We start from the raw sequence: 20,746 nt of genomic DNA, 5'->3' as shown, positions 1-20,746 counted from the left end.
GGAGGGAGCATAGCCGTAGCTATGTGACCGGAGTTGTAACGAAGCAGAGTGCCTGAACAAGGAGTCAGAAATATATGATTTCATATGGTTAACTACTTATTAATGGGGGCGGCGGCCGGTATCGAACAGCGTAACAACCCTGCCCCTGGATTTCAGTTTTTTTGCCAGGGAATTTCCCATCGTGGATTTTCCTGCTCAATGCGTCCCTTCAATCACAACCAGTAGCATTCTGCTACCTTGTATGCACCACTTCAGAGAGTAAGGCTGATCATGAACTACACTCAGCTATTTATCTTCCTACTGGCAGCCGGTATGGTTAATAATTGCAAAGCATCCAATTCAGTGTCCGACCATGGTAACGGGATATCAATAGCAATGGACGAGATTAACTGGCAGTCTCATTGGGAGAACAATAACATTGGCTTCCATCTTGATCAGGCCAACCCTATGCTGGTTAAACACTGGCCCAAGATACGTGCAGTACCAAAGGATATGGTGTTCGTTCCGCTGTGTGGCAAGAGCCTTGATATGGTTGAGCTCCATAAGCAGGGACACTTTGTTATTGGCTCCGAGTTGAGTGAGGTAGCTGTGGAAGCCTTTTTTTCCGAGCAAAACCGCGATTACACAAGGCAGGCAGCAGGTGAACATGAGTACTGGTCCAGCGAACGATTAGCCCTGGTCCGGGGGGATTTTTTTACCCTGACAGCAGAGAGTATTCCGGCCAGATTTGTTTATGACCGGGCAGCCCTGGTTGCACTGCCTCCCGGCAAGCAGGAAGCTTATATAGAACAACTCCTGCGTATCGCACCGGATATTGAGCAAATCCTGCTGATCACGGTCGAATATGATGATACTGCCGCAGCAGCGCCACCATTCAGTATCCCACCCAATCGGGTAAAAGCACTCTACGGTGACCACTTCGAGATCGATCTGATTGAGACACGGGACACCAAACCTTCACCTCGAAAACAGGCCCAGGGTTTGCAGGTAATTACAGAGCATGTTTTCAAACTTGACCGGAAGTAGTTTCTAACTACTTATTCCGAGCCAGCAATGCCAATCCCTTCTCCTGCCTGATATCACCGGGTGGTTTTTTCTGTCGTCTAACCTCTACTTTTTTATCTGCCATCCACACGTCTTTTGTGATTGATTGGGCTGTAAGCAGGAACTTTTTAAGGAAGGGACAGTCTCAAGCGGAAATTCAGTATTTCTATAATTCAATGAACACATCCAACGCAGGCTCAAATTTCGGTTTTGTTTATCCGTGTTTTCAGGATTGGTCAGGAACACCTTTAGCAAACCCTTATGCTATCAGCACACATCGAGGTATGGCTGGCAATTATGTACAGATAGTCAATTCACCCCATGTCAGATATATAAATAAGTACGTAACCAACCAGGGCATGCCGACTCCTACTCCACGTTCTCTTAAGGATTTTTACATTTCTTATACACCACCCACTGAAAACAAACCACCGTTTCCCGGATTCTATTTACAGGCAGATCTTGATGCCATTGCACCTTGTGATGTAACCAGGAAAGCCGCTGATGATTTTACAAAAACGGATTTAACCCCAAGAAGCTCTCAACGAATAGCTCAGCCATTACCCTCGAAAAATGCATCAGTCAGTTTTGATCAGTCATCATCGCGTCCAGTGGCTGTAATTGGTCCATTGAATACAGCTACACAACAGCAAGCGTGTAAAGAAACTGGCTGGTTGAAATTAACTGAACCATCCGGTTCTGGTGAACCTCTGCTGGTTTCGCCCAAAGATGACTGCACTTTTGAAAGAGGCGTGCCAAAGCAGGCAAAAAGTAAAGCCAAATATGCCACATCCGATAAACGCAGGGCTAGCAGGGCCAGATACGCCAAATCCCAAAAAGGCAGAGCCAATAATTCCAGAAGAGTAGCCAGATACACCCAAACTGCTAAAGGCATGAAAATGAAAGCCATATGTAATGCAAAATCAAACGCCTATAGAGCAGCCTTAAAAAAAGGCTTTAGTGAAAAAGTAGCGAGGGAAAAAGGAGAGCTGGCAGCGAATGCAAAAAAAACAGAATTATCATCACTTCCCTCTCTTCCCCCGCCTTCAGCCCCCCTGACTGAAGGAACATTAACATTCCTGATGAAACTCTCCTCACCCAGAGTGGTAAACAATCGAAGCTAAAAAACAGCTACCAAACCGGAAAAGTCAGTGGGTTCGGCAGACAGATTTACGTTTACGTAAGGGGAAGATATACTCAAATCGTGATTAGAAAGAAGCGCCTTCAACACGCTGCTAATAACGAGCACAGAACCATGTCCGAGAGCACGTTCACTATTTCAGAACTCGCCCGGGAGTTTGACCTCACTCCCAGGGCGATACGCTTTTATGAAGATCAGGGGCTACTCAGCCCAAAGCGTAATGGTCTGAAGCGCGTATATAGCAAGAAGGACCGCGTTCATCTTAAGCTTATTGTCCGGGGCAAGCGTCTTGGCTTAAGCCTGGCTGAATCCAGAGATTTGATTGCGCTGTATGACCCGACCTCCCGAAATAAAAAGCAGCTCCGGGCAATGCTGGATGCCATTGATACGTCCAGTATGCGCCTTGAGCAACAGCTGCAGGACATTCACATAATGCAGGATGAACTTGCCGAGGCCAGAAAGCGCTGTGTTAAAGCCCTAAAGGAAAGCGAACAGTAAACCGTTAGATAAAACTCCCACAGCAATAACAATAAAAAGTGAAGAAGCCCCAATGAGCCAATACTCAGAGCTGAATTTCAACCTTGGAGAAACCAACGACATGCTCAGGGAGCAGGTCAGACAGTTTGCGGCAAAAGAGATTGCGCCAAGGGCCATGGAGATTGACCAGACCAACCAGTTCCCCATGGATCTCTGGCAGAAAATGGGGGATATGGGCTTGCTGGGTATCACCGTATCTGAACCGTATGGCGGCTCAGCCATGGGGTATCTTGCCCATGTTATCGCCATGGAAGAGATCAGCAGGGCTTCTGCTGCCGTTGGGCTTAGCTATGGTGCCCACTCCAACCTCTGTGTCAACCAGATCTTCCGCATGGGTAAAGATGCGCAAAAAGAACAATATCTGCCTGACTTGATCAGTGGCCAGGCCGTCGGAGCGCTGGCCATGAGTGAACCGGAAGCCGGTTCCGATGTCGTCAGTATGAAGCTCAGGGCCGAAAAGAAAGGCGACCGCTTTATCCTGAACGGTAACAAAATGTGGATCACTAATGGCCCTGATGCCTCCACCTACGTGATCTATGCCAAAACGGAACCGGAAAAAAGATCCCGTGGCATCACCGCCTTTATTGTCGAAAGGGACTTCCCCGGATTCTCCAGGGCCCAGAAACTGGACAAACTGGGCATGCGGGGTTCAAACACCTGCGAACTGGTGTTTGAGGACTGTGAAGTGCCTGCCCGAAACGTGCTGGGCAACCTCAATGGCGGTGTTGAAGTGCTGATGAGCGGACTGGACTACGAGCGGGTGGTGCTTTCAGGAGGCCCCACCGGCATCATGCAGGCCTGCCTGGATGTGGTTCTGCCTTACATTCATGACCGTAAACAGTTTGGCCAGTCCATCGGTGAGTTTCAGCTGATTCAGGGCAAGGTTGCCGATATGTACACCCGGATGAATGCCTGCAAAGCTTACCTCTATGCTGTCGCTGGTGCCTGTGACCGTGGCGAAACAACCCGCAAGGATGCGGCTGGCGTTATTCTCTACTGTGCCGAAACAGCAACAGCACTGGCACTGGATGCCATCCAGATACTCGGTGGCAATGGCTATATCAATGACTACCCCACCGGACGCCTGTTAAGGGATGCCAAACTGTACGAGATCGGTGCCGGCACATCGGAAATCCGTCGTATGCTGATCGGCCGGGAGCTGTTTCAGGAAACCGGACATTAAACGGAGGGGGATTGTCATGGTGGCACTTACCACAACAATAGCCATAGACAGCGCAGAATTTAATGACAACCGTCGTCAAATGCAGGCACTGGTTGATGAACTGCAGCAGAAGTCTGATCACCTGAAACAGGGAGGCCCTGAAAAGGCCCGCCAAAAACACATCAGCAAAGGCAAACTGCTGCCCAGAGATAGAATCGCCCTGTTGCTGGACCCTGGCTCCCCATTTATGGAAGTCGGACTTTTTGCGGCCGACAAGGTCTACAGCGAAGCAGTACCCTGTGCCGGCGTGGTGGCCGGTATTGGCCAGGTTTCAGGCCGTGAGTGCATGATTGTCGCTAACGATGCCACCGTCAAAGGCGGCAGCTACTTTCCACTCACTGTTAAAAAGCATTTAAGAGCCCAGGCCATCGCCGAGCAGAATCACCTGCCCTGTATCTACCTGGTGGATTCCGGTGGTGCCAATCTGCCCAGACAGGATGAAGTGTTTCCTGACCGGGAACACTTTGGCCGGATTTTCTTTAATCAGGCCAATATGTCGGCCAGGGGGATTCCACAAATTGCTGCGGTGATGGGTTCCTGCACGGCCGGCGGCGCTTATGTTCCTGCCATGGCAGATGAAAGCATTATTGTCCGCGGTCAGGGCACCATTTTCCTTGCTGGCCCTCCCCTGGTGAAAGCCGCCACCGGTGAAGAGATTAGCGCTGAGGCACTGGGCGGTGCAGACGTTCATTGTCGTCAATCCGGCGTGGCCGACCATTACGCCAATGATGATGCCCATGCCATCCGCCTGATTCGACAATCGGTGTCCCGCCTGAATCGGGTAAAGAAAAGTTATTACGATCTCCGGCCAGGTACTGAACCACTGTATGACATCGAAGAGCTCTATGGGGTTGTCCCTTCCGACCTGAGACAACCCTATGACGTCAGGGAAGTCATCGCCCGTATTGTTGATGGCTCCGATTTTGATGAGTTCAAGGCGCTGTTTGGGGAAACGCTGGTGTGTGGCTTTGCCCGAATCCATGGGCATCCGGTGGGGATTGTTGCCAACAACGGCATACTCTTTTCCGAATCCGCCCAGAAAGGTGCGCACTTTATCGAACTGTGCTGTCAGCGCAAAATGCCACTGGTATTTCTCCAGAATACCACCGGTTATATGGTGGGATCCCAGGCGGAGTCCGGAGGTATTGCCCGCCATGGCGCGAAAATGGTCAACGCCGTTGCCTGTGCCAGAGTCCCCAAATTCACGGTGATAATCGGCGGCAGCTTTGGTGCAGGCAATTATGGCATGTGTGGCAGAGCCTACGACCCCCGGTTTCTCTGGAGTTGGCCCAATGCCCGTATTTCGGTGATGGGCGCAGAACAGGCCGCCAATGTCCTGGTCCAGGTCAAACGTGATGCCATGGAAAAACAGGGTCAGGCATTAAGTGAAGAGGAAGCCCGGGCCATTCGTCAGCCCATTCTTGAGAACTACAATCACCAGGGCAACCCTTACTACGCCAGTGCACGACTCTGGGATGACGGGGTGATTGATCCGGCGGATACCCGTACCGTCCTTGGACTGGGTCTTTCTGCGGCAATGAATGCCCCCATTGAAGACACCCGCTTTGGCATATTCAGGATGTAAGGTGCACATCACAATGAACTATAAAAACCTGACCCTTGATATCAGTGACCAAACCCGTCAGATCGCTACGCTCTGTCTCAACCGACCTGAAACCGGCAACGCCCTGAATAAAGAGCTGATTGCTGAAATGCACCAGGCTTTTGATCAGATTGAGCAGACGCCCACCCGCCTGCTGATACTCAAAGCCAACGGTAAACATTTCTGTACCGGTGCTGACCTCAACTGGATGAAACAGTCGAAAGCACTGAGCAAAGAAGAAAATCATCAGGATGCACGACAACTGGCCAGCCTGATTCAACGGCTGGACCGGTTCCCTGCCCCTACTATAGCGGTGGTCCAGGGTGCAGCATTTGGTGGTGCCCTGGGGCTGATCACCGTCTGCGATATCGCCATCGCCGGTCGATCAGCAAAGTTCTGCCTGAGCGAAGTCAAGCTTGGGCTTATTCCTGCGATCATCAGTCCCTATGTTGTTCGAGCCATGGGAACACGCCAGGCACGACGCTATTTTCTCAGTGCAGAAACCATCTCAGCCAAACAGGCTCTGCGCCTGAACCTGATTCATGAACGGTGTAAAGAGCAGGATTTATCATCGACAGTCGAAGCACTTTGTGACCAAATCATTCAAAACGCCCCGGTTGCCATGGCTGAAGCGAAACGATTAATTGATGACGTCAATCATCGGCTGATTGATGAAGACCTCATTAATCTGACCTGCGAACGGATTGCCAGTATTCGTATTTCACCGGAAGGTCAGGAGGGATTGAGCGCTTTTCTGGAAAAGCGTGCTCCGGGCTGGGGAGAGCCATTAGCCAGTAAAAAGCCATCAGCCAATGAAAAGCCATCAGCAGAGGAGCAACACCATGATTAAGCGCCTGCTGATTGCCAACCGTGGGGAAATCGCCTGTCGTATTATAAAAACAGCCAATGCCATGGGTATGGAAACCATTGCCCTCTATTCCGATGCCGACCATCGGGCTCTCCATACGACCATGGCCACTAAAGCAGTCTATGCTGGCCCAAGCCCTGCTCTTGAGAGTTACCTGGATATTGAGAAAATATTGTCCATAGCAGAACAGGAAAAGGCGGATGCCATTCACCCCGGTTATGGCTTCCTGTCGGAAAATGCCGACTTTGCCCTGGCCTGCCAGCAAAAAGGCATTATCTTCGTAGGCCCTCCAGCTTCGGCCATTGATGCCATGGGCTCAAAAAGTGAAGCCAAGAAAATCATGGCAGAGGCCGGAGTCCCTCTGGTTCCCGGTTACCACGGCGAGCACCAGAGTAACCAGCAGCTGATGGCTGAAGCTGGACACATTGGTTACCCCCTGCTGATCAAGGCTGCTTTTGGTGGCGGCGGTAAAGGGATGCGTGTTGTTGAACATTCAGAGCACCTGGAGCAGCAGCTGGAGTCGGCAAGGCGTGAAGCAGAAAAAGCTTTCGGCAATGACCAACTGCTACTTGAACGTTTTGTCACAAAAGCGCGGCATGTAGAAGTTCAGATTTTCTTTGACCAACAGGGAAATGGTGTGTTCCTTTTTGACCGGGACTGCTCTTTGCAGCGCCGACATCAAAAAGTGATTGAAGAAGCCCCCGCCCCCGGCCTGACTCCCGGACTGCGCGAAGCCATGGGCAATGCCGCCGTCGCCGCCGGAAAAGCCATCGGCTATCAAGGGGCGGGTACCGTGGAGTTTCTGCTTGATGGTGATCAATTCTACTTTATGGAGATGAATACCCGCCTCCAGGTAGAGCATCCGGTAACGGAAATGGTCACCGATCTGGACCTGGTTGAGTGGCAGTTAACCGTGGCCTCCGGCCAGCCTCTGCCATTGGATCAGACATCATTACACGGCCATGGCCATGCCATTGAAGCCCGGTTGTATGCAGAAAACCCAAGGCTGGATTTTCTACCCACCTCCGGACGCATTCTGGCCCTGGAATGGCCAGAGACCCATGGCAACCTGCGTATTGATACCGGTATTCAGGCCGGTGACAGCATCACCGCCTGGTACGACCCCATGATGGCAAAAATCATTGCCAGAGGCCCCAGCCGACAAGCTGCAATAGCGCAGCTTCAGACGGCGCTGGCCCAGTATTATCAGGCAGGGATCTGCGATAACCGGGACTTCCTGGCGCATCTGCTGGCAACGCCGGCATTTATTGATGCCAAACTCAGTACTGACTTTATTGATCATCACCCTTTTCCCGCTTTATCCCCGGAGCAAAGAGAGCAGCTGTTAGCGGTTGCGGCTATTTATCAGTTTGAATGTGGCAACCTCGCCAGACCGGATGAGTTACTGCCAACCTCATTTGGCTCCACTTTCAGCACAGAATCCCTGGTTCAGCTTTATCTGGATGAACAGCGCTGGCTGGTCAGGATCGATAAACAGTCCAACCGTTATCTACTCCGTATCGGAGATAAATCACTGACGATAACCGCCAACGTTAACCACGAAACCTGCGGCGCATCCGTGAGCCTCCGTTTTGACACCACAGACGCAGAGAAATTACAGCCAATCATTTGCCGTATAGTTCCCCAGCCCGGGGAATTATTGAAAGTCATTCTTCCAAAAATCAGCTATGAAGTTGCACTCCCCGGCCATCCCATGGAACAGGAAGACCATCAGGATAATGTACCTCTTGCTCCGATGAGTGGCTCCATCACCTGCGTGATGGTCAATGAGGGCCAGTCTGTGGCGCAGGGAACCCCGCTGCTGATGCTGGAAGCCATGAAGATGGAGCACTGCATCACTGCCAAAGAGTCCGGAACCGTTGAGCGGATACTTTATCAGGCCGGAGACCAGGTTGGGGCAGGTTCACCATTACTGACGTTCATCGAAAAACCATAAAAACAACAACACGGAGTAAAGGGATGTCCAGTGATACCGCCAATTCACAGCAACTGCCTGACAGGGTAACGCTGGTTGAGATGGGTGCCAGAGACGGGCTGCAGAATCAGCCGGAGATACTCTCTGCCGGGATTCGCTCTGAGCTGATCAACCGTCTTGCCAGAACAGGACTGAAGCGTATTGAAGCGGGCAGCTTTGTGTCTCCAAAAGCCGTTCCGCAAATGGCAGACTCCCACAACGTTTTTGAGCTTCTTCACCGTCAACCGGGGATCACCTATGGTGCCCTGACCCCAAATCTCAAAGGTTTTGAGGCAGCCCTGGCCGCTGGCGCTGATGAAGTAGCGGTATTTGCTTCAGCCTCAGAAGGGTTCAGTCAGAAAAATATCAACTGTTCCATTGCCGAAAGCCTGCACCGTTTTGAACCGGTTATGGCTGCGGCAAAAAATCACGGTTTAAACGTCAGAGGCTATGTTTCCTGTGTGATGGGATGCCCCTATGAGGGCGAAGTCCACCCTTCCGCTGTTGCCGGGGTAGCCGAACAACTCTGGCAAATGGGCTGCTATGAAATTTCCCTGGGCGACACCATTGGCGTTGGCACGCCCCTCAACGCCAAAAAAGTGCTGGAGCACACTTCCCGGCATATTCCCGTCTCAGCCCTGGCAGCACACTTTCACAATACCTATGGCCAGGCGCTGGCCAATGTTTTAGCACTGCTCGAAGAGGGGCTTTCGATAATTGACAGCTCGGTTGCCGGTCTGGGAGGTTGTCCTTATGCCCCCGGAGCATCAGGCAATCTGGCGACGGAGGATGTGGTCTATATGCTGCACGGTATGGGCATAAAAACCGGGATAAATATGGAGGAACTGCTCAAAGCGGCTACATTCATTTGTGACCAGCTGGGCATACCCTCAAGATCAAATGCCGGGTTGGCATTGAGCCGGTCGATTCATCCTTCCGAGTGAATTACAACTCGCGAATCCAGAGAAGACCCCAGAAAAGAAGCCAAAAGAGAAAGCCAATGTCAGCACTGTGGATACCGGATCAAAACACAATAACATCATCCAATCTTCAGGCGTTTATCAACCGCGTAAAAGAAGTCACAGGTTTGCCACTGGAGGATTATTCTGATCTATACCAATGGAGCATTGAAGAGCGCCCGGCCTTCTGGCAACGGCTGGCAGAATTCTACCGCGTACAATTTCATACCCAACCCTCCGCGCCCTTAATAAACGACAGTATGCCAGGCGCTCAATGGTTTCCTGACTCAACACTGAACTATGCAGAACACCTGCTGCAACAAAGAGATAATAAAACAGCCCTGGTATTCCAAGGTGAGAATGGCCGTCGCCGAACCCTGAGCTACCGGGAACTCTATCAATCAGTAGCCGCAGCTCAACAGGGGTTGATTGAAGTCGGCATCAAAAAGGGGGATCGTATTGCGGCCTTTATGCCCAACTGCCCGGAAACCATTATTCTGATGCTGGCCGCCACAGCGCTCGGGGCAATCTGGTCATCCTGTTCGCCAGATTTTGGTATTCAGGGCGTTCTGGACCGTTTCGGACAGATTGAGCCCCGGCTCCTGCTCACGGTTGACGGTTACTTTTATGGCGGTAAAACCATCGACTGTATGGCAAAAACACCACAGATTCAGCAAAACATCCCATCGCTGGAAACCACGGTCGTTGTGCCTTTTGCCAATCCGGAACCGGATATTGTGCAACTCAACAATGCGGTGCTCTGGACTGATTTCTGCCAGCCATCCAATGAATCGGTGAGTATCGTCCCTGTCGAGTTTAATCATCCACTGTTCATTATGTACTCTTCAGGTACCACTGGCATTCCCAAGTGTATTGTTCATGGTCATGGTGGAACGCTGTTACAGCATTTGAAAGAGCTGGGTCTTCATACCGATCTGAAAGCACAGGACACGATTTTTTACTTTACCACCTGTGGCTGGATGATGTGGAACTGGCTGGTTTCATCACTGGCCCTTGGGGCCACTGTCGTTTTGTACGATGGCTCACCGTTTTATCCCGAACCTGCAACCCTGATGGATATGGCAGAGGCGGAGAAGGTTTCCATTTTTGGTACCAGCGCCAAATACATTGCCGCCCTGCAAAAAGCCGGCGTCAAACCTGCTAGCAGTCATAACCTTCAACATCTCAAAGCCATTCTATCGACAGGCTCTCCCTTGCTGCACGAAAGCTATGACTATGTCTTTCAGGAGGTAAAAGCGGATGTCCGGCTTTCTTCCATATCCGGTGGCACGGACATCATCTCCTGCTTTGCCCTGGGCTGCCCGATACTGCCGGTCTATCGCGGTGAACTGCAATGTCGTGGGCTGGGTATGGATGTTCACTTTGTGGATACCACAGGGTCTCCGCTAACTGAAGCAAAGGGAGAGCTGGTCTGTCAGTCCAGTTTCCCGTCCATGCCCGTTGGCTTCTGGAATGACCCCGATGGCAGCAAGTACCACAACGCCTACTTCAACGAGTTTGCCGGGATCTGGGCTCATGGCGATTACGGCGAGCTGACCCGGCATGGCGGCGTTATTATCCATGGCCGGGCCGATGCCGTATTAAATCCGGGAGGTGTCCGCATTGGTACTGCCGAGATTTATCGCCAGGTTGAAAAGGTAGAAGAAGTACTTGAGAGCATTGCGGTAGGACAGGAATGGGAAGACGACACACGCATTGTGTTGTTTGTGCAGCTTCGTGATGGCGTGACACTTGATGATCAATTGATCCGGAAAATCATCCAGACCATTCGCAGCAACACTACGCCTCGTCACGTTCCCGCCAAAGTTCTGCAGGTCACCGACATTCCAAGAACCATCAGCGGTAAAATCGTCGAGCTGGCAGTGCGTGAAGTTATTCATAACCGGCCGGTAAAAAATACCGATGCCCTGGCCAACCCGGATGCCCTAGATCAGTTCAGACACCGTCAGGAGCTTTTTTCCTGAGCTTTTCAAAGTACCGAAGGGCTCACGCATTTCAGGCTGGCCCGTTTCATGCGCTTCTCGGGAATTTTCACAGCAAAGTAACGCACTCAGGACTATTCTACCCTGCGGGTTGTTTGCTCTTTGTCGTGAGAATCCCCGAGTCAGGCACGAACAGGCCTTCACTACCCGTATGGCATTTTCATTATGCTGGAAGACCGAACAATCCAATTACAAAATCCCATGACTGCCTGTGGCGGTCCCGGGAATTTGAGCAGTAGGAAACCAGCACAATAATTAACGCCATCGTGAGGGAGTGATTTTGATAAATCCACCAACCATGCCCGGCAGCGTTACCGGCAGCGCCTCACAACCAGCAACAAGCCAGTCTGTTGAGCCACAGGGACGGTGGGGGCGGCTGGGTGTGTGTTCAGAATCTGACGCCATACCGTTGTTACAGGACAATAACCGGGAGGCAGATCCGGTAAACGACCACAGTGCAATAAAAAACAGACAGCAAGACGTACCGCCGCAGCATCGTAAACCGGCCAGCACCACACCCCGGACTCGCCAGCTGCCGAACCCGGCCGTGGTGCCAAGTGTTCCGTCCAACCTCGCTGCTGCCAATGGGACAGCCACAGCTGACGATAACAGTGACCGGTGGATAGCGGTGCCGGATGCTGCAACCCTGGGCAAGATCGGCCATGACCCTGACTATCCACTCAATGGTACTTACCGACAGACCGGGGATATTGATGGTAGCCAGTTGGGCCAGCCCATTGGTAATGATACTCACCCATTTACCGGCAGCCTCCGTGGCGAAAACGGCACCATTGGTAATCTCAGCCATTGTCTGGTGCAAACCCTGGGAGCTAATGGCAAGATCGATGGTCTGAGGTTTAACGGTGTCTTTATAAGAGACAAAGGTCCGGTTGCGGTAGCGGCCTGTACCATTGCAGACGCGGCCTTGGTCAGTAATATCCGCGTTAAGAATGCCCATGTAGAAGCCCTTGGCGACAGTGCGGGGATTGCCGGGGGGAATGTCCGGGGAACGGTGCTCAACACCACCGCCGTGAACTGCACAGTGGCAGCCTCCGCTGGCGTGGAAGACGCCGGAGCAGCAGGGATTGGTGCCGGGTTTCTCCGTGATAATGGCAGGGTTGTCGGCACCACTGCGGTGAACTGCACATCGGCCAGCTCTGAATATTCAGGGGCAGCAGGCATCGGTGCAGGGAGGTTTATGGCAGGTGTCAAAGCATGGGGGCGTCGTGATGGTCATGGCACGGTTGCCAACACCACGGCGGTGAACTGCAAAGTTGAAAATTCCGCTCAATATGGCGGTGCAGGCATTGGCGTGGGTACGGCTTTTAATGATGGCACGATTGCTCACACGACGGCGGTGGACTGTACAGTCGAAAACACCGGTGAGGATGGCGACGCAGGCATTGGCCTGGGCAAATCTGTTTTTTTTGACATGGTTGCCAACACCACAGCGGTGAACTGTACCGTGGCCGCTTCCGGTTTGCGTGGCAATGCAGGCATCGGCGCAGGGGGAGGCAGTTTTTCTCTGGCAAATGTTGCTAACACCACAGCCGCAAACTGCACTGTGGCACACTCCGGCCCCGGCGGGAACGCCGGTATCGGAGTGGGCATGGTTGGTGGCGGATTTGAATCTGGAAAGGTTGTTGGCACCACCGCACTGAACTGTACAGTGACAACCTCCGGCAAGAGCGCAGATGTTGGCATCGGGGTGGGAAGATTTTTAACTCATGGCAATCTTGCCTGCACCACAGCAATCAATTGCGAAGTCGACAGTGAGTATGGAGATGCTGGTGTCATGGGTGGTCCTGAAGCTGGTATCTGTAATGTCCGAATCAATGGACAGTGGCAGAACAATACCGACCCTGGTTGTCATCCCTGGCTGGAAAATTTATGTGCAGGTATTGACCCTGGTCTGCTGCCGCCGAATTATCGACCCGATGTTTATAATTTTACGGCACTGGCAAACAATCAAATTCGTCAGTGTGGGTTCTTCCCGACCACAATCCCAACAACAATCCCAACAACAATCCCAACAACAACCCCACCCACATCGGGTAAAAGCAGCTCAAGGGATGTGAACCTGAATCAAGCCGCTTTAGCCGCTATAGCCCTGGGCGGTGTACTCTTGGTGCTGGTGGCTGGCTTGTGCATCTACCGCTACTATCGCAACCGGGCATCGCCTGCGGCTGGCTATAGCCCCCTATTGTCCGGGAGTACAGGAGACAATCCCGTGAACAGATCCCCCGAATGCTCCGTGAACTCACTGCCCGATATTGCCGAAGAAAGCGATGATGATGAATTGGTGCCATTACTCAGGTTGGTATAGCCACCGAAGGTGGTGAAAGTCATTTGCTCACTGAAAGGGCGTTTATCATGAATAGCGTCACAAATTCGATCAACAATTTGAGTAATTTTTCCACCTGTGCTCTCTGTAACGTCCCAACAACCAGTTCATTTGGCGGGCGATCGGTAGTCACCGCGTCGTGCAGCAAGTCCCACCAATTCCATCTTGACTGCATTCTTAAACCATTGCTTGATCAAGCCAGGGCTGGGGCTAGGCGGAGTATACTGCATTGTACTGTCTGCTCGGAGCAACCTGTCCTGCCGTTGCTTCGTGACTCTCAGCCTGTCGCTGAACATGCCTGTCGTTATGGGGATCTGGAAGCATTGGAAAAGGTGTTGGATCTTGATATCAACAATATAGGCTGGGAACAACCCGGAGCAGCCACTTATGGCGATAATCTGGAGAGCAGAGTTAGCGACCTGGGACGGATGGCCGCTAAACACGGTCAGGTTGAGTGCTTGCAATTATTGTGGGAAAAATCAAAAGGGCAAGGGCCACTCCCCAAGCCTAACCATGTCTTTTATGCAGCGGCTGCCAATGGCCGGATTGAGTGTATGGAGTGGGTATTAAGCACCTGGGTCAACAGGATAAGCAGAGATTACATTACCGAAAAACTTAATAAGGCAATGCGTGAAGCTGCCAGAGAAGGTCAGGTAGAGTCTATGCGGTATTTGCTGAAAGAGGGGGCAAACGCAGCTGTTAGCGCTCTGCATTGTGCCTCGCTAAAAGGCCAAACTGATTCAATCCGATTTCTGCTGAAATCATGTGACAGTTTTAAGGGTCTCGACAGTAAACGACATACTGAGATTTTAAATAAGTCTCTGACATACGCCACCGACAAAAATCAACCCGGGAGTGTGCAAGTTTTGCTCGAGGAGGGACGAAAACTCGTTGGTCGTCTTGATCTCAATGATGCTTTGTTCAATGCCATTAGGCATGGCAGCACCCAGTGCATACAACCTCTGATTGCTGAAGGTGCTGACATTAATGGCAGACTGAAAGGATTCGACGTTGCTTATCACACGCTTCTTACCCGGTCGGTTAGTTGTCAAGACAAAAAGCTCATGAATGCAGTTATGCTCGCCGGGGCAAATGTCGATGTTAAAAACCAGTTTGGCGACTGCGCACTTCATATCGCCGCTGGACTTGATGATGTTACCTACCTGCGAAAACTCCTTGAGTCTGGGGCGGATTGCAATGCCAGAGATCAACAGGGCCGTACAGCCCTCCACCTGGGCAGCCGGACTGACAATGTAGAATGTGCCGAAACTCTGATCAGGGCTGGGGCCAATATTAATGCCAGAGACTGCTCCGGTGAAACTCCGCTCTTTGCGGCTACCAGAAAAAACAATATTAGATATATTTTGACCCTTATTGATGCCAATGCAGATATTAACGTCAAAAACTACAGGGACAAGACGGCGCTGGATTTTGCCAGTGATGCACAATGCAAGCGAGCACTTATCGGAGCCGGAGCCAAGTACAGCTGGGATTTAAATCCATTAGATGCTGCAGACGCTTTGGACGATAGAAGACAGTGCACTTTAACCTGATCCAGATTGGCTGCTTTGGTTTGGACAAGAGAAAAACCCGTTCTTTTCTTGCTATTCCATGGGCAGGCCGATGCCGTATTAAATCCGGGAGGTGTCCGCATTGGTACTGCCGAGATTTATCGCCAGGTTGAAAAGGTTTTTCATTATGCTGGATGACCGGACAATCAAATTGCAAAGACCCATGACTGCCTGCGGCGGTCCCGGGAATATGAGCGATAGGAAACCAGCACAATAATTAACGCCATCATGAGGTAGTGATTTTGATACAGCCACCAGCCATGCCCGGTAGCGTTACTGCCAGCGCCTCGCGACCTGCAACAACCCAGTCTGCCGAGCCACAGGGACGGTGGGGACGACTGGGTGTGTGTTCAGAATCTGACGTCATACCGTTGTTACCGGACAATACCCGGGAGGCAAACCCGGTAAACGACTACAGTGCAATAAAAAACAGACCGCAAGACCTACATCGTAAATCGGCCAGCACAACACCCCGAACTCGCCAGCTGCCGAACCCGGCCGTGGTGCCAAGTGCTCCGTCCGGCCTTGCTGCTGCCAATGGGACAGCCACAGCTGACGATAACAGTGGCCGGTGGATAGCGGTGCCGGATGCTGCAACCCTGGGCAAGATCGGCCATGACCCTGACTATCCACTCAATGGTACTTACCGACAGACCGGGGATATTAATGGTAGCCAGTTGGGCCAGCCCATTGGTAATGATACTCATCCGTTTACCGGCAGCCTCCGTGGCGAAAACGGCACCATTTGTAATCTCAGCCATTGTCTGGTGCAAACGCTCGGTGGTCCGGGCCGGATCGATGGCCTGAGCTTTAACGGTGCCAATATAAAAGACAAAGGCCCGGTCGCGGTAGCGGCCTGTACCATTGCAGACGCTGCCATGGTCAGTAATATCAGCGTTAACAATGCCAGGGTAGTAGCCCTGGGTGACAGTGCGGGGATTGCCGGGGGGGATGTCCGGGGAACGGTGTTCAACACCACCGCAGTCAACTGCTCCGTGGCAACTTCCGCTAGCGGCGAAGAGACCGGGAACGGGAACGCAGGTATTGGTGCCGGGCTACTTCGTGGTAATGGTAATGTTGTCGATACCACTGCGGTGAACTGTCACGTGACAGCTACCCTCAGGGATGGAAGTGCAGGCATCGGCGCGGGTACGGCTTTTGGGACTGGCACGCTTGCTGACACCACGGCGGTGAACTGCACAGTCGAAAACTCCGGAGATTATGGCTACGCAGGTGTTGGCGCAGGCAGAGCTGCTTTTTTTGGTATGGTTGCCGACACGACAGCCGTGAACTGTAACGTGACAGCTTCCGGCCTGGATGGAAGTGCAGGCATCGGCGTGGGGGGAGGCGTTTTTAGTTTGGCAACTGTTGCCAACACCACAGCGGTAAACTGCAATGTGACAACCTCCGGCACTCGCGGGGGTGCCGGCATCGGGGCGGGCACGCTTTTAACTGGACTTGATTCTACAAAGATTGCTGACACCACCGCACTGAACTGTACCGTGGCATCCTCCGGAAAGGACGCATGTGCTGGCATCGGAGCGGGAATATTAGATTCTAAAGCCATCGTTGCCAGCACCACAGCGATAAATTGCGAAATCGACAGTGAATATGCAGTGTCTCCTATCACGGGTGGTTCTGACCCTGATATCTGTAATGTCCGTGTCAATGGACACTGGGAAAACAATACCGTCCCTGGTTGTCAGCCCTGGCTGGATAATTTATGTGCAGGTATTGACCCTGGTCTGCTGACGCCAGATTGTCGGCCTGGTGAGGCACTGGCAAACAATCCTGTTCGTCAGTGTGGGTTCTTCCCTGTCGTCCCGACAACAACCCCAACCACTTCCAGCAATAGCAGCTCAAGGGCTTTGGACCTGAGTCAAGCCGCTATAGCCGGTATTGCCCTGGGCGGTGTGCTTTTTGTACTGGTGGGGGTTTTGTGCATCTACCGCTACTGTCGCAACCGGGCATCATCTGCGGCTGGTTATAGCCCCATATTGGCCGGGAGTACAGGGGACAATCCCGTGAACAGATCCCCCGAAGGCTCCGTGAACTCACTGTCCGATATTGCCGAAGAAAGCGATGATGATGAATTGGCGCCGTTACTCAGGTTGGTATAGCCACCAACAGCGGCAATTCTGCGAGCAATATACTTCAGAACGCAGCGTGCGCCCAAAAAGGGATAAAGTGCGTGGAATAATTTAGTCTGGATTGTAGCAGCCAACCTTCGACTCCGCTTCAGGATGAACGGAGATCAAGCTCGAAACAGGGAAGTTCCGAAAAAGTGCTTTTCAGGAAACAGTGGTTGCCACCACAGGAATCTGTGACCTTGTTCGTCTGGGAAATACGGGAATTCAGTCCCCCATAACGTGACCTTCCCGTCGTGGATCAGCAGCCCCTTCCAGGCCTGACTTCTTTATAACAATGGCATGCAGACCGCTGTTCAGATCACGGACCGATACCTTATACCCCATTGCTTTTAGTGGTTTTACCAGCTTTTCCGCATCCGTTCCGGACTCAAGTTCATAAGAGCCCTGCATATTGATTCGGTGAGATAGACTAACGGCTTCATCCACGGGTAATTGCCAGTCCAGATGAGCAATAACTGTTTTGACAACATGAACAATTATACGACTGCCACCCGCTGAGCCAAGAACCATATAGGGCTTGCCATCACGTAACACGATAGTGGGCGTCATAGAAGACATTGGTCGTTTCCCTGGTGCTATGCGATTGGCTACCGGTTTGCCATCAATCAATGGACGGAAGGAAAAATCCGTCATGGAGTTATTCAATAGAAAACCACGGACCATCAGGCGTGAATCAAAAGCATTCTCTACGCTGGAGGCCATCGCCACCGCATTGCCATCACCATGCACAGGACGTCCTTCAGGATAAAAGTAGTTTCTCGTGTTTTCATAACGCCCCAGACGTGTCTGGTCCATGGCAACAAGTACCACAACGCCTACTTCAACGAAATTGGCCAATCCGGATGCCCTGGATCGGTTCAGACACCGACAGGAGCCTTTTTCCTGAGCTTTTCGAAGTACTGAAGGGTATCAATACGGGCTCACGCATTTCAGGCTGGCCCGTTTTATGCGCTTCTCGGGAATTTTCACGGCAAAGTAACGCATCCAGGGCTATTCTACCCTACGGATTGTTTGCTCTTTTGCGTGAGAATCCCCGAGTCAGGCACGAATAGGCCTAGGCCTTACCCACCCGTGTGGCATTTTCATTATGCTGGATGACCGAACAATCAAATTGCAAAGACCCATGACTGCCTGTGGCGGTCCCGGGAATATGAACGGTAGGAAACCAGCACAATAATTAATGCCAACATGAGGGAGTGATTTTGATACAGCCACCAACCATGCCCGGCAGCGTTACTGCCAGCGCCTCACAACCAGCAACAAGCCAGTCTGTCGAGCCACAGGGACGGTGGGGACGACTGGGTGTGTGTTCAGAATCTGACGCCATACCGTTGTTACAGGGCAATACCCGGGAGGAAAACCCGGTAAACGACCACAGTTCAATAAAAAACAGACAGCAAGACCTTCAGCGTAAACCGGCCAGCACATCGCACCGGACTCGCCAGCTGCTGAACCCGGCCGTGGTGCCAAGTGCTCCGTCCGGCCTCGCTGCTGCCAATGCGACAGCCACAGCTGACGATAACAGTGACCGGTGGATAGCGGTGCCGGATGCTGCAACCCTGGGCAAGATCGGCCATGACCCTGACTATCCACTCAATGGTACCTACCGACAAACCGGGGATATTGATGGTAGCCAGTTGGACCAGCCCATTGGTAATGATACTCATCCGTTTACCGGCAGCCTCCGTGGTGAAAACGGCACCATTGGTAATCTCAGCCATTGTCTGGTGCAAACCCTGGGAGCTGAAGGCCTGATCGATGGCCTGAGCTTTAACGGTGTCTTTATAAGAGACAATGGCCCGGTCGCGGTCGCGGCCTGTACCATTGAAGACGAGGCCATGGTCCGTAATATCCGCGTTAAAAATGCCCATGTAGAAGCCCTTGGCGACAGTGCGGGGATTGCCGGGGGGAATGTCCTGGGAACGGTGCTCAACACCACCGCAGTGAACTGCACAGTGGCAGCCTCCGCTGGTGGGGAATGCGCTGGATCAGCAGGGATTGGTGCCGGGTTTCTTTATAATGGCACGGTTGTCGGCACCACTGCGGTGAATTGCACATCCGCCAACTATGAATATTCAGGGGCCGCAGGCATTGGTGCCGGGAGGTTTATTGCAGGTTTTAAAGCAGTGGGGCGTCGTGATGGTCATGGCACCGTTGCCAACACCACGGCCGTGAACTGCAAAGTTGAAAACTCCGCTCGATATGGAAGTGCAGGCATTGGCGTGGGTACGGCTTTGAATCATGGCACGATTGCTCACACCACGGCGGTGGACTGTTCAGTCGAAAACACCGGTGATTATGGCGACGCAGGTATTGGCCTGGGCAACGCTGTTTTTTTTGACATGGTTGCCAACACCACCGCGGTGAACTGTACCGTGGCCGCTTCCGGTTTGCGTGGCAATGCAGGCATCGGCGCAGGGGGAGGCAGATTTCCTTTGGCAAATGTTGCTAACACCACAGCCGCAAACTGCACTGTGACAACCTCCGGCCCGGGCGGGAGCGCCGGTATCGGGGCAGGCATGATTGGTGGCGGATTTGAATCTGAGAAGATAGTTGGCACCACCGCATTGAACTGTACAGTGACAAGCTCCGGCAAGAGCGCAGATGCTGCCATCGGAGCGGGGGGATTTCCCTATTATGACAATATTGCCTGCACCACAGCGATCAATTGCGAAGTTGACAGTCAGTATGGAGATGCTGGTGTCATGGGTGGTCCTGAAGCGGGTATTTGTAATGTCCGTGTCAATGGAGACTGGCAAAACAATACCAACCTTGGTTGTCATCCCTGGCTGGATAATTCAGTTGCAGGTATTGACCCTGGTCTGCTGCCGCCGAATTATCGGCCCGATGTTTATAACTTTACGGCACTGGCAAACAATCAAATTCAACGGTGTGGGTTCTTCCCGACCGCAATGCCGACCACAATCCCAACAACAATCCCGACAACACCCCCCACCACTTCGGGTAAAAGCAGCTCAAGGGATGTGAACCTGAATCAAGCCGCTTTAGCCGCTATAGCCCTGGGCGGTGTACTCTTGGTGCTGGTGGTTGGCTTGTGCATCTTCCGCTACTATCGCAACCGGGCATCACCTGCGGCTGGCTATAGCCCCATATTGGCCGGGAGCACAGGGGACAATCCCGTGAACAGATCCCCCGAAGGCTCCGTGAACTCACTGCCCGATATTGCTGAAGAAAGCGATGATGATGAATTGGCGCCGTTACTCAGGTTGGTATAGCCACCAACAGCGGCAATTCTGCGAGCAATATACTTCAGAACGCAGCGTGCGCCCAAAAAGGGATAAAGTGCGTGGAATAATTTAGTCTGGATT

General features: G+C 52.2%; 14 protein-coding genes. 13 read left to right on the top strand and 1 reads right to left on the bottom strand.

The features are described from left to right. The first annotated feature begins 270 nt into the window (after nt 1-270). From ACO6VE_RS21630 to ACO6VE_RS21575, 12 genes are all read left to right on the top strand, one after another. A complete protein-coding gene (locus ACO6VE_RS21630; protein WP_422463358.1) occupies nt 271-1,026 on the top strand; it encodes a thiopurine S-methyltransferase in 756 nt (251 codons plus the stop codon). Between the two features lie 194 nt (nt 1,027-1,220). Then, entirely contained in the window at nt 1,221-2,168 is a 948-nt protein-coding gene (locus ACO6VE_RS21625; protein ID WP_422463356.1) for a hypothetical protein, read from the top strand. 131 nt (nt 2,169-2,299) lie between these two features. Then, nucleotides 2,300-2,683 (top strand): MerR family transcriptional regulator, encoded by a 384-nt coding sequence (locus tag ACO6VE_RS21620; RefSeq protein ID WP_422463360.1) that lies wholly within the window; start codon nt 2,300-2,302, stop codon nt 2,681-2,683. Nucleotides 2,684-2,735: 52 nt separating this feature from the next. Next, complete coding sequence (locus ACO6VE_RS21615; protein ID WP_422463354.1) at nt 2,736-3,905, top strand: isovaleryl-CoA dehydrogenase; 1,170 nt, start codon at nt 2,736-2,738, stop codon at nt 3,903-3,905. A 16-nt stretch (nt 3,906-3,921) separates the two neighbouring features. Then, nucleotides 3,922-5,529: a carboxyl transferase domain-containing protein gene (locus ACO6VE_RS21610; protein WP_422463352.1), complete on the top strand. Its 1,608-nt coding sequence runs from the start codon at nt 3,922-3,924 to the stop codon at nt 5,527-5,529. A 13-nt stretch (nt 5,530-5,542) separates the two neighbouring features. Next, nucleotides 5,543-6,397, top strand: coding sequence for an enoyl-CoA hydratase-related protein (locus ACO6VE_RS21605; RefSeq protein WP_422450329.1), 855 nt, complete (start codon nt 5,543-5,545; stop codon nt 6,395-6,397). Beyond that, nucleotides 6,390-8,372 carry a biotin carboxylase N-terminal domain-containing protein gene (locus ACO6VE_RS21600; RefSeq protein WP_422463350.1) on the top strand — a complete coding sequence of 661 codons (1,983 nt, stop codon included), beginning with the start codon at nt 6,390-6,392 and terminating at the stop codon, nt 8,370-8,372. Before ACO6VE_RS21605 ends, ACO6VE_RS21600 begins: the two co-directional genes overlap by 8 nt. Before the next feature lie 23 nt (nt 8,373-8,395). Continuing rightward, nucleotides 8,396-9,334, top strand: coding sequence for a hydroxymethylglutaryl-CoA lyase (locus ACO6VE_RS21595; RefSeq protein ID WP_422463348.1), 939 nt, complete (start codon nt 8,396-8,398; stop codon nt 9,332-9,334). Nucleotides 9,335-9,390: 56 nt separating this feature from the next. Then, nucleotides 9,391-11,334: an acetoacetate--CoA ligase gene (locus tag ACO6VE_RS21590; protein ID WP_422450326.1), complete on the top strand. Its 1,944-nt coding sequence runs from the start codon at nt 9,391-9,393 to the stop codon at nt 11,332-11,334. A 298-nt stretch (nt 11,335-11,632) separates the two neighbouring features. After that, entirely contained in the window at nt 11,633-13,678 is a 2,046-nt protein-coding gene (locus ACO6VE_RS21585) for a hypothetical protein (protein WP_422463346.1), read from the top strand. A 281-nt stretch (nt 13,679-13,959) separates the two neighbouring features. Continuing rightward, nucleotides 13,960-15,249, top strand: a complete 1,290-nt coding sequence (locus ACO6VE_RS21580) for an ankyrin repeat domain-containing protein (RefSeq protein ID WP_422450324.1) — start codon at nt 13,960-13,962, stop codon at nt 15,247-15,249. A gap of 260 nt (nt 15,250-15,509) precedes the next feature. Then, nucleotides 15,510-17,387: a hypothetical protein gene (locus ACO6VE_RS21575; RefSeq protein WP_422450323.1), complete on the top strand. Its 1,878-nt coding sequence runs from the start codon at nt 15,510-15,512 to the stop codon at nt 17,385-17,387. Between the two features lie 234 nt (nt 17,388-17,621). Here the strand turns inward: ACO6VE_RS21575 and ACO6VE_RS21570 are convergent, their stop codons facing one another. Next, nucleotides 17,622-18,254 carry a gamma-glutamyltransferase gene (locus ACO6VE_RS21570; protein WP_422450322.1) on the bottom strand — a complete coding sequence of 211 codons (633 nt, stop codon included), beginning with the start codon at nt 18,252-18,254 and terminating at the stop codon, nt 17,622-17,624. Nucleotides 18,255-18,619: 365 nt separating this feature from the next. On the opposite strand from ACO6VE_RS21570, the gene ACO6VE_RS21565 reads away from it, so the two are divergent. Then, nucleotides 18,620-20,653: a hypothetical protein gene (locus ACO6VE_RS21565; protein WP_422450321.1), complete on the top strand. Its 2,034-nt coding sequence runs from the start codon at nt 18,620-18,622 to the stop codon at nt 20,651-20,653. Nucleotides 20,654-20,746: the final 93 nt, after the last annotated feature.

The sequence above is a fragment of the Endozoicomonas sp. ALB115 genome, assembly GCF_049310245.1.
In the GTDB taxonomy this organism is placed as follows: Bacteria; Pseudomonadota; Gammaproteobacteria; order Pseudomonadales; family Endozoicomonadaceae; genus Endozoicomonas.
Note: the sequence above shows the minus strand (reverse complement) of the source record. Positions and strands in the feature narration are given on the sequence as shown.

Excerpts from the sequence above, each read along its gene's own strand:
- ACO6VE_RS21610 (WP_422463352.1), top strand. The coding sequence starts at position 3,922 with ATGGTGGCACTTACCACAACAATAGCCATAGACAGCGCAGAATTTAAT.
- ACO6VE_RS21625 (WP_422463356.1), top strand. The coding sequence starts at position 1,221 with ATGAACACATCCAACGCAGGCTCAAATTTCGGTTTTGTTTATCCGTGT.
- ACO6VE_RS21600 (WP_422463350.1), top strand. The coding sequence starts at position 6,390 with ATGATTAAGCGCCTGCTGATTGCCAACCGTGGGGAAATCGCCTGTCGT.
- ACO6VE_RS21620 (WP_422463360.1), top strand. The coding sequence starts at position 2,300 with ATGTCCGAGAGCACGTTCACTATTTCAGAACTCGCCCGGGAGTTTGAC.
- ACO6VE_RS21630 (WP_422463358.1), top strand. The coding sequence starts at position 271 with ATGAACTACACTCAGCTATTTATCTTCCTACTGGCAGCCGGTATGGTT.
- ACO6VE_RS21595 (WP_422463348.1), top strand. The coding sequence starts at position 8,396 with ATGTCCAGTGATACCGCCAATTCACAGCAACTGCCTGACAGGGTAACG.
- ACO6VE_RS21590 (WP_422450326.1), top strand. The coding sequence starts at position 9,391 with ATGTCAGCACTGTGGATACCGGATCAAAACACAATAACATCATCCAAT.
- ACO6VE_RS21615 (WP_422463354.1), top strand. The coding sequence starts at position 2,736 with ATGAGCCAATACTCAGAGCTGAATTTCAACCTTGGAGAAACCAACGAC.
- ACO6VE_RS21605 (WP_422450329.1), top strand. The coding sequence starts at position 5,543 with ATGAACTATAAAAACCTGACCCTTGATATCAGTGACCAAACCCGTCAG.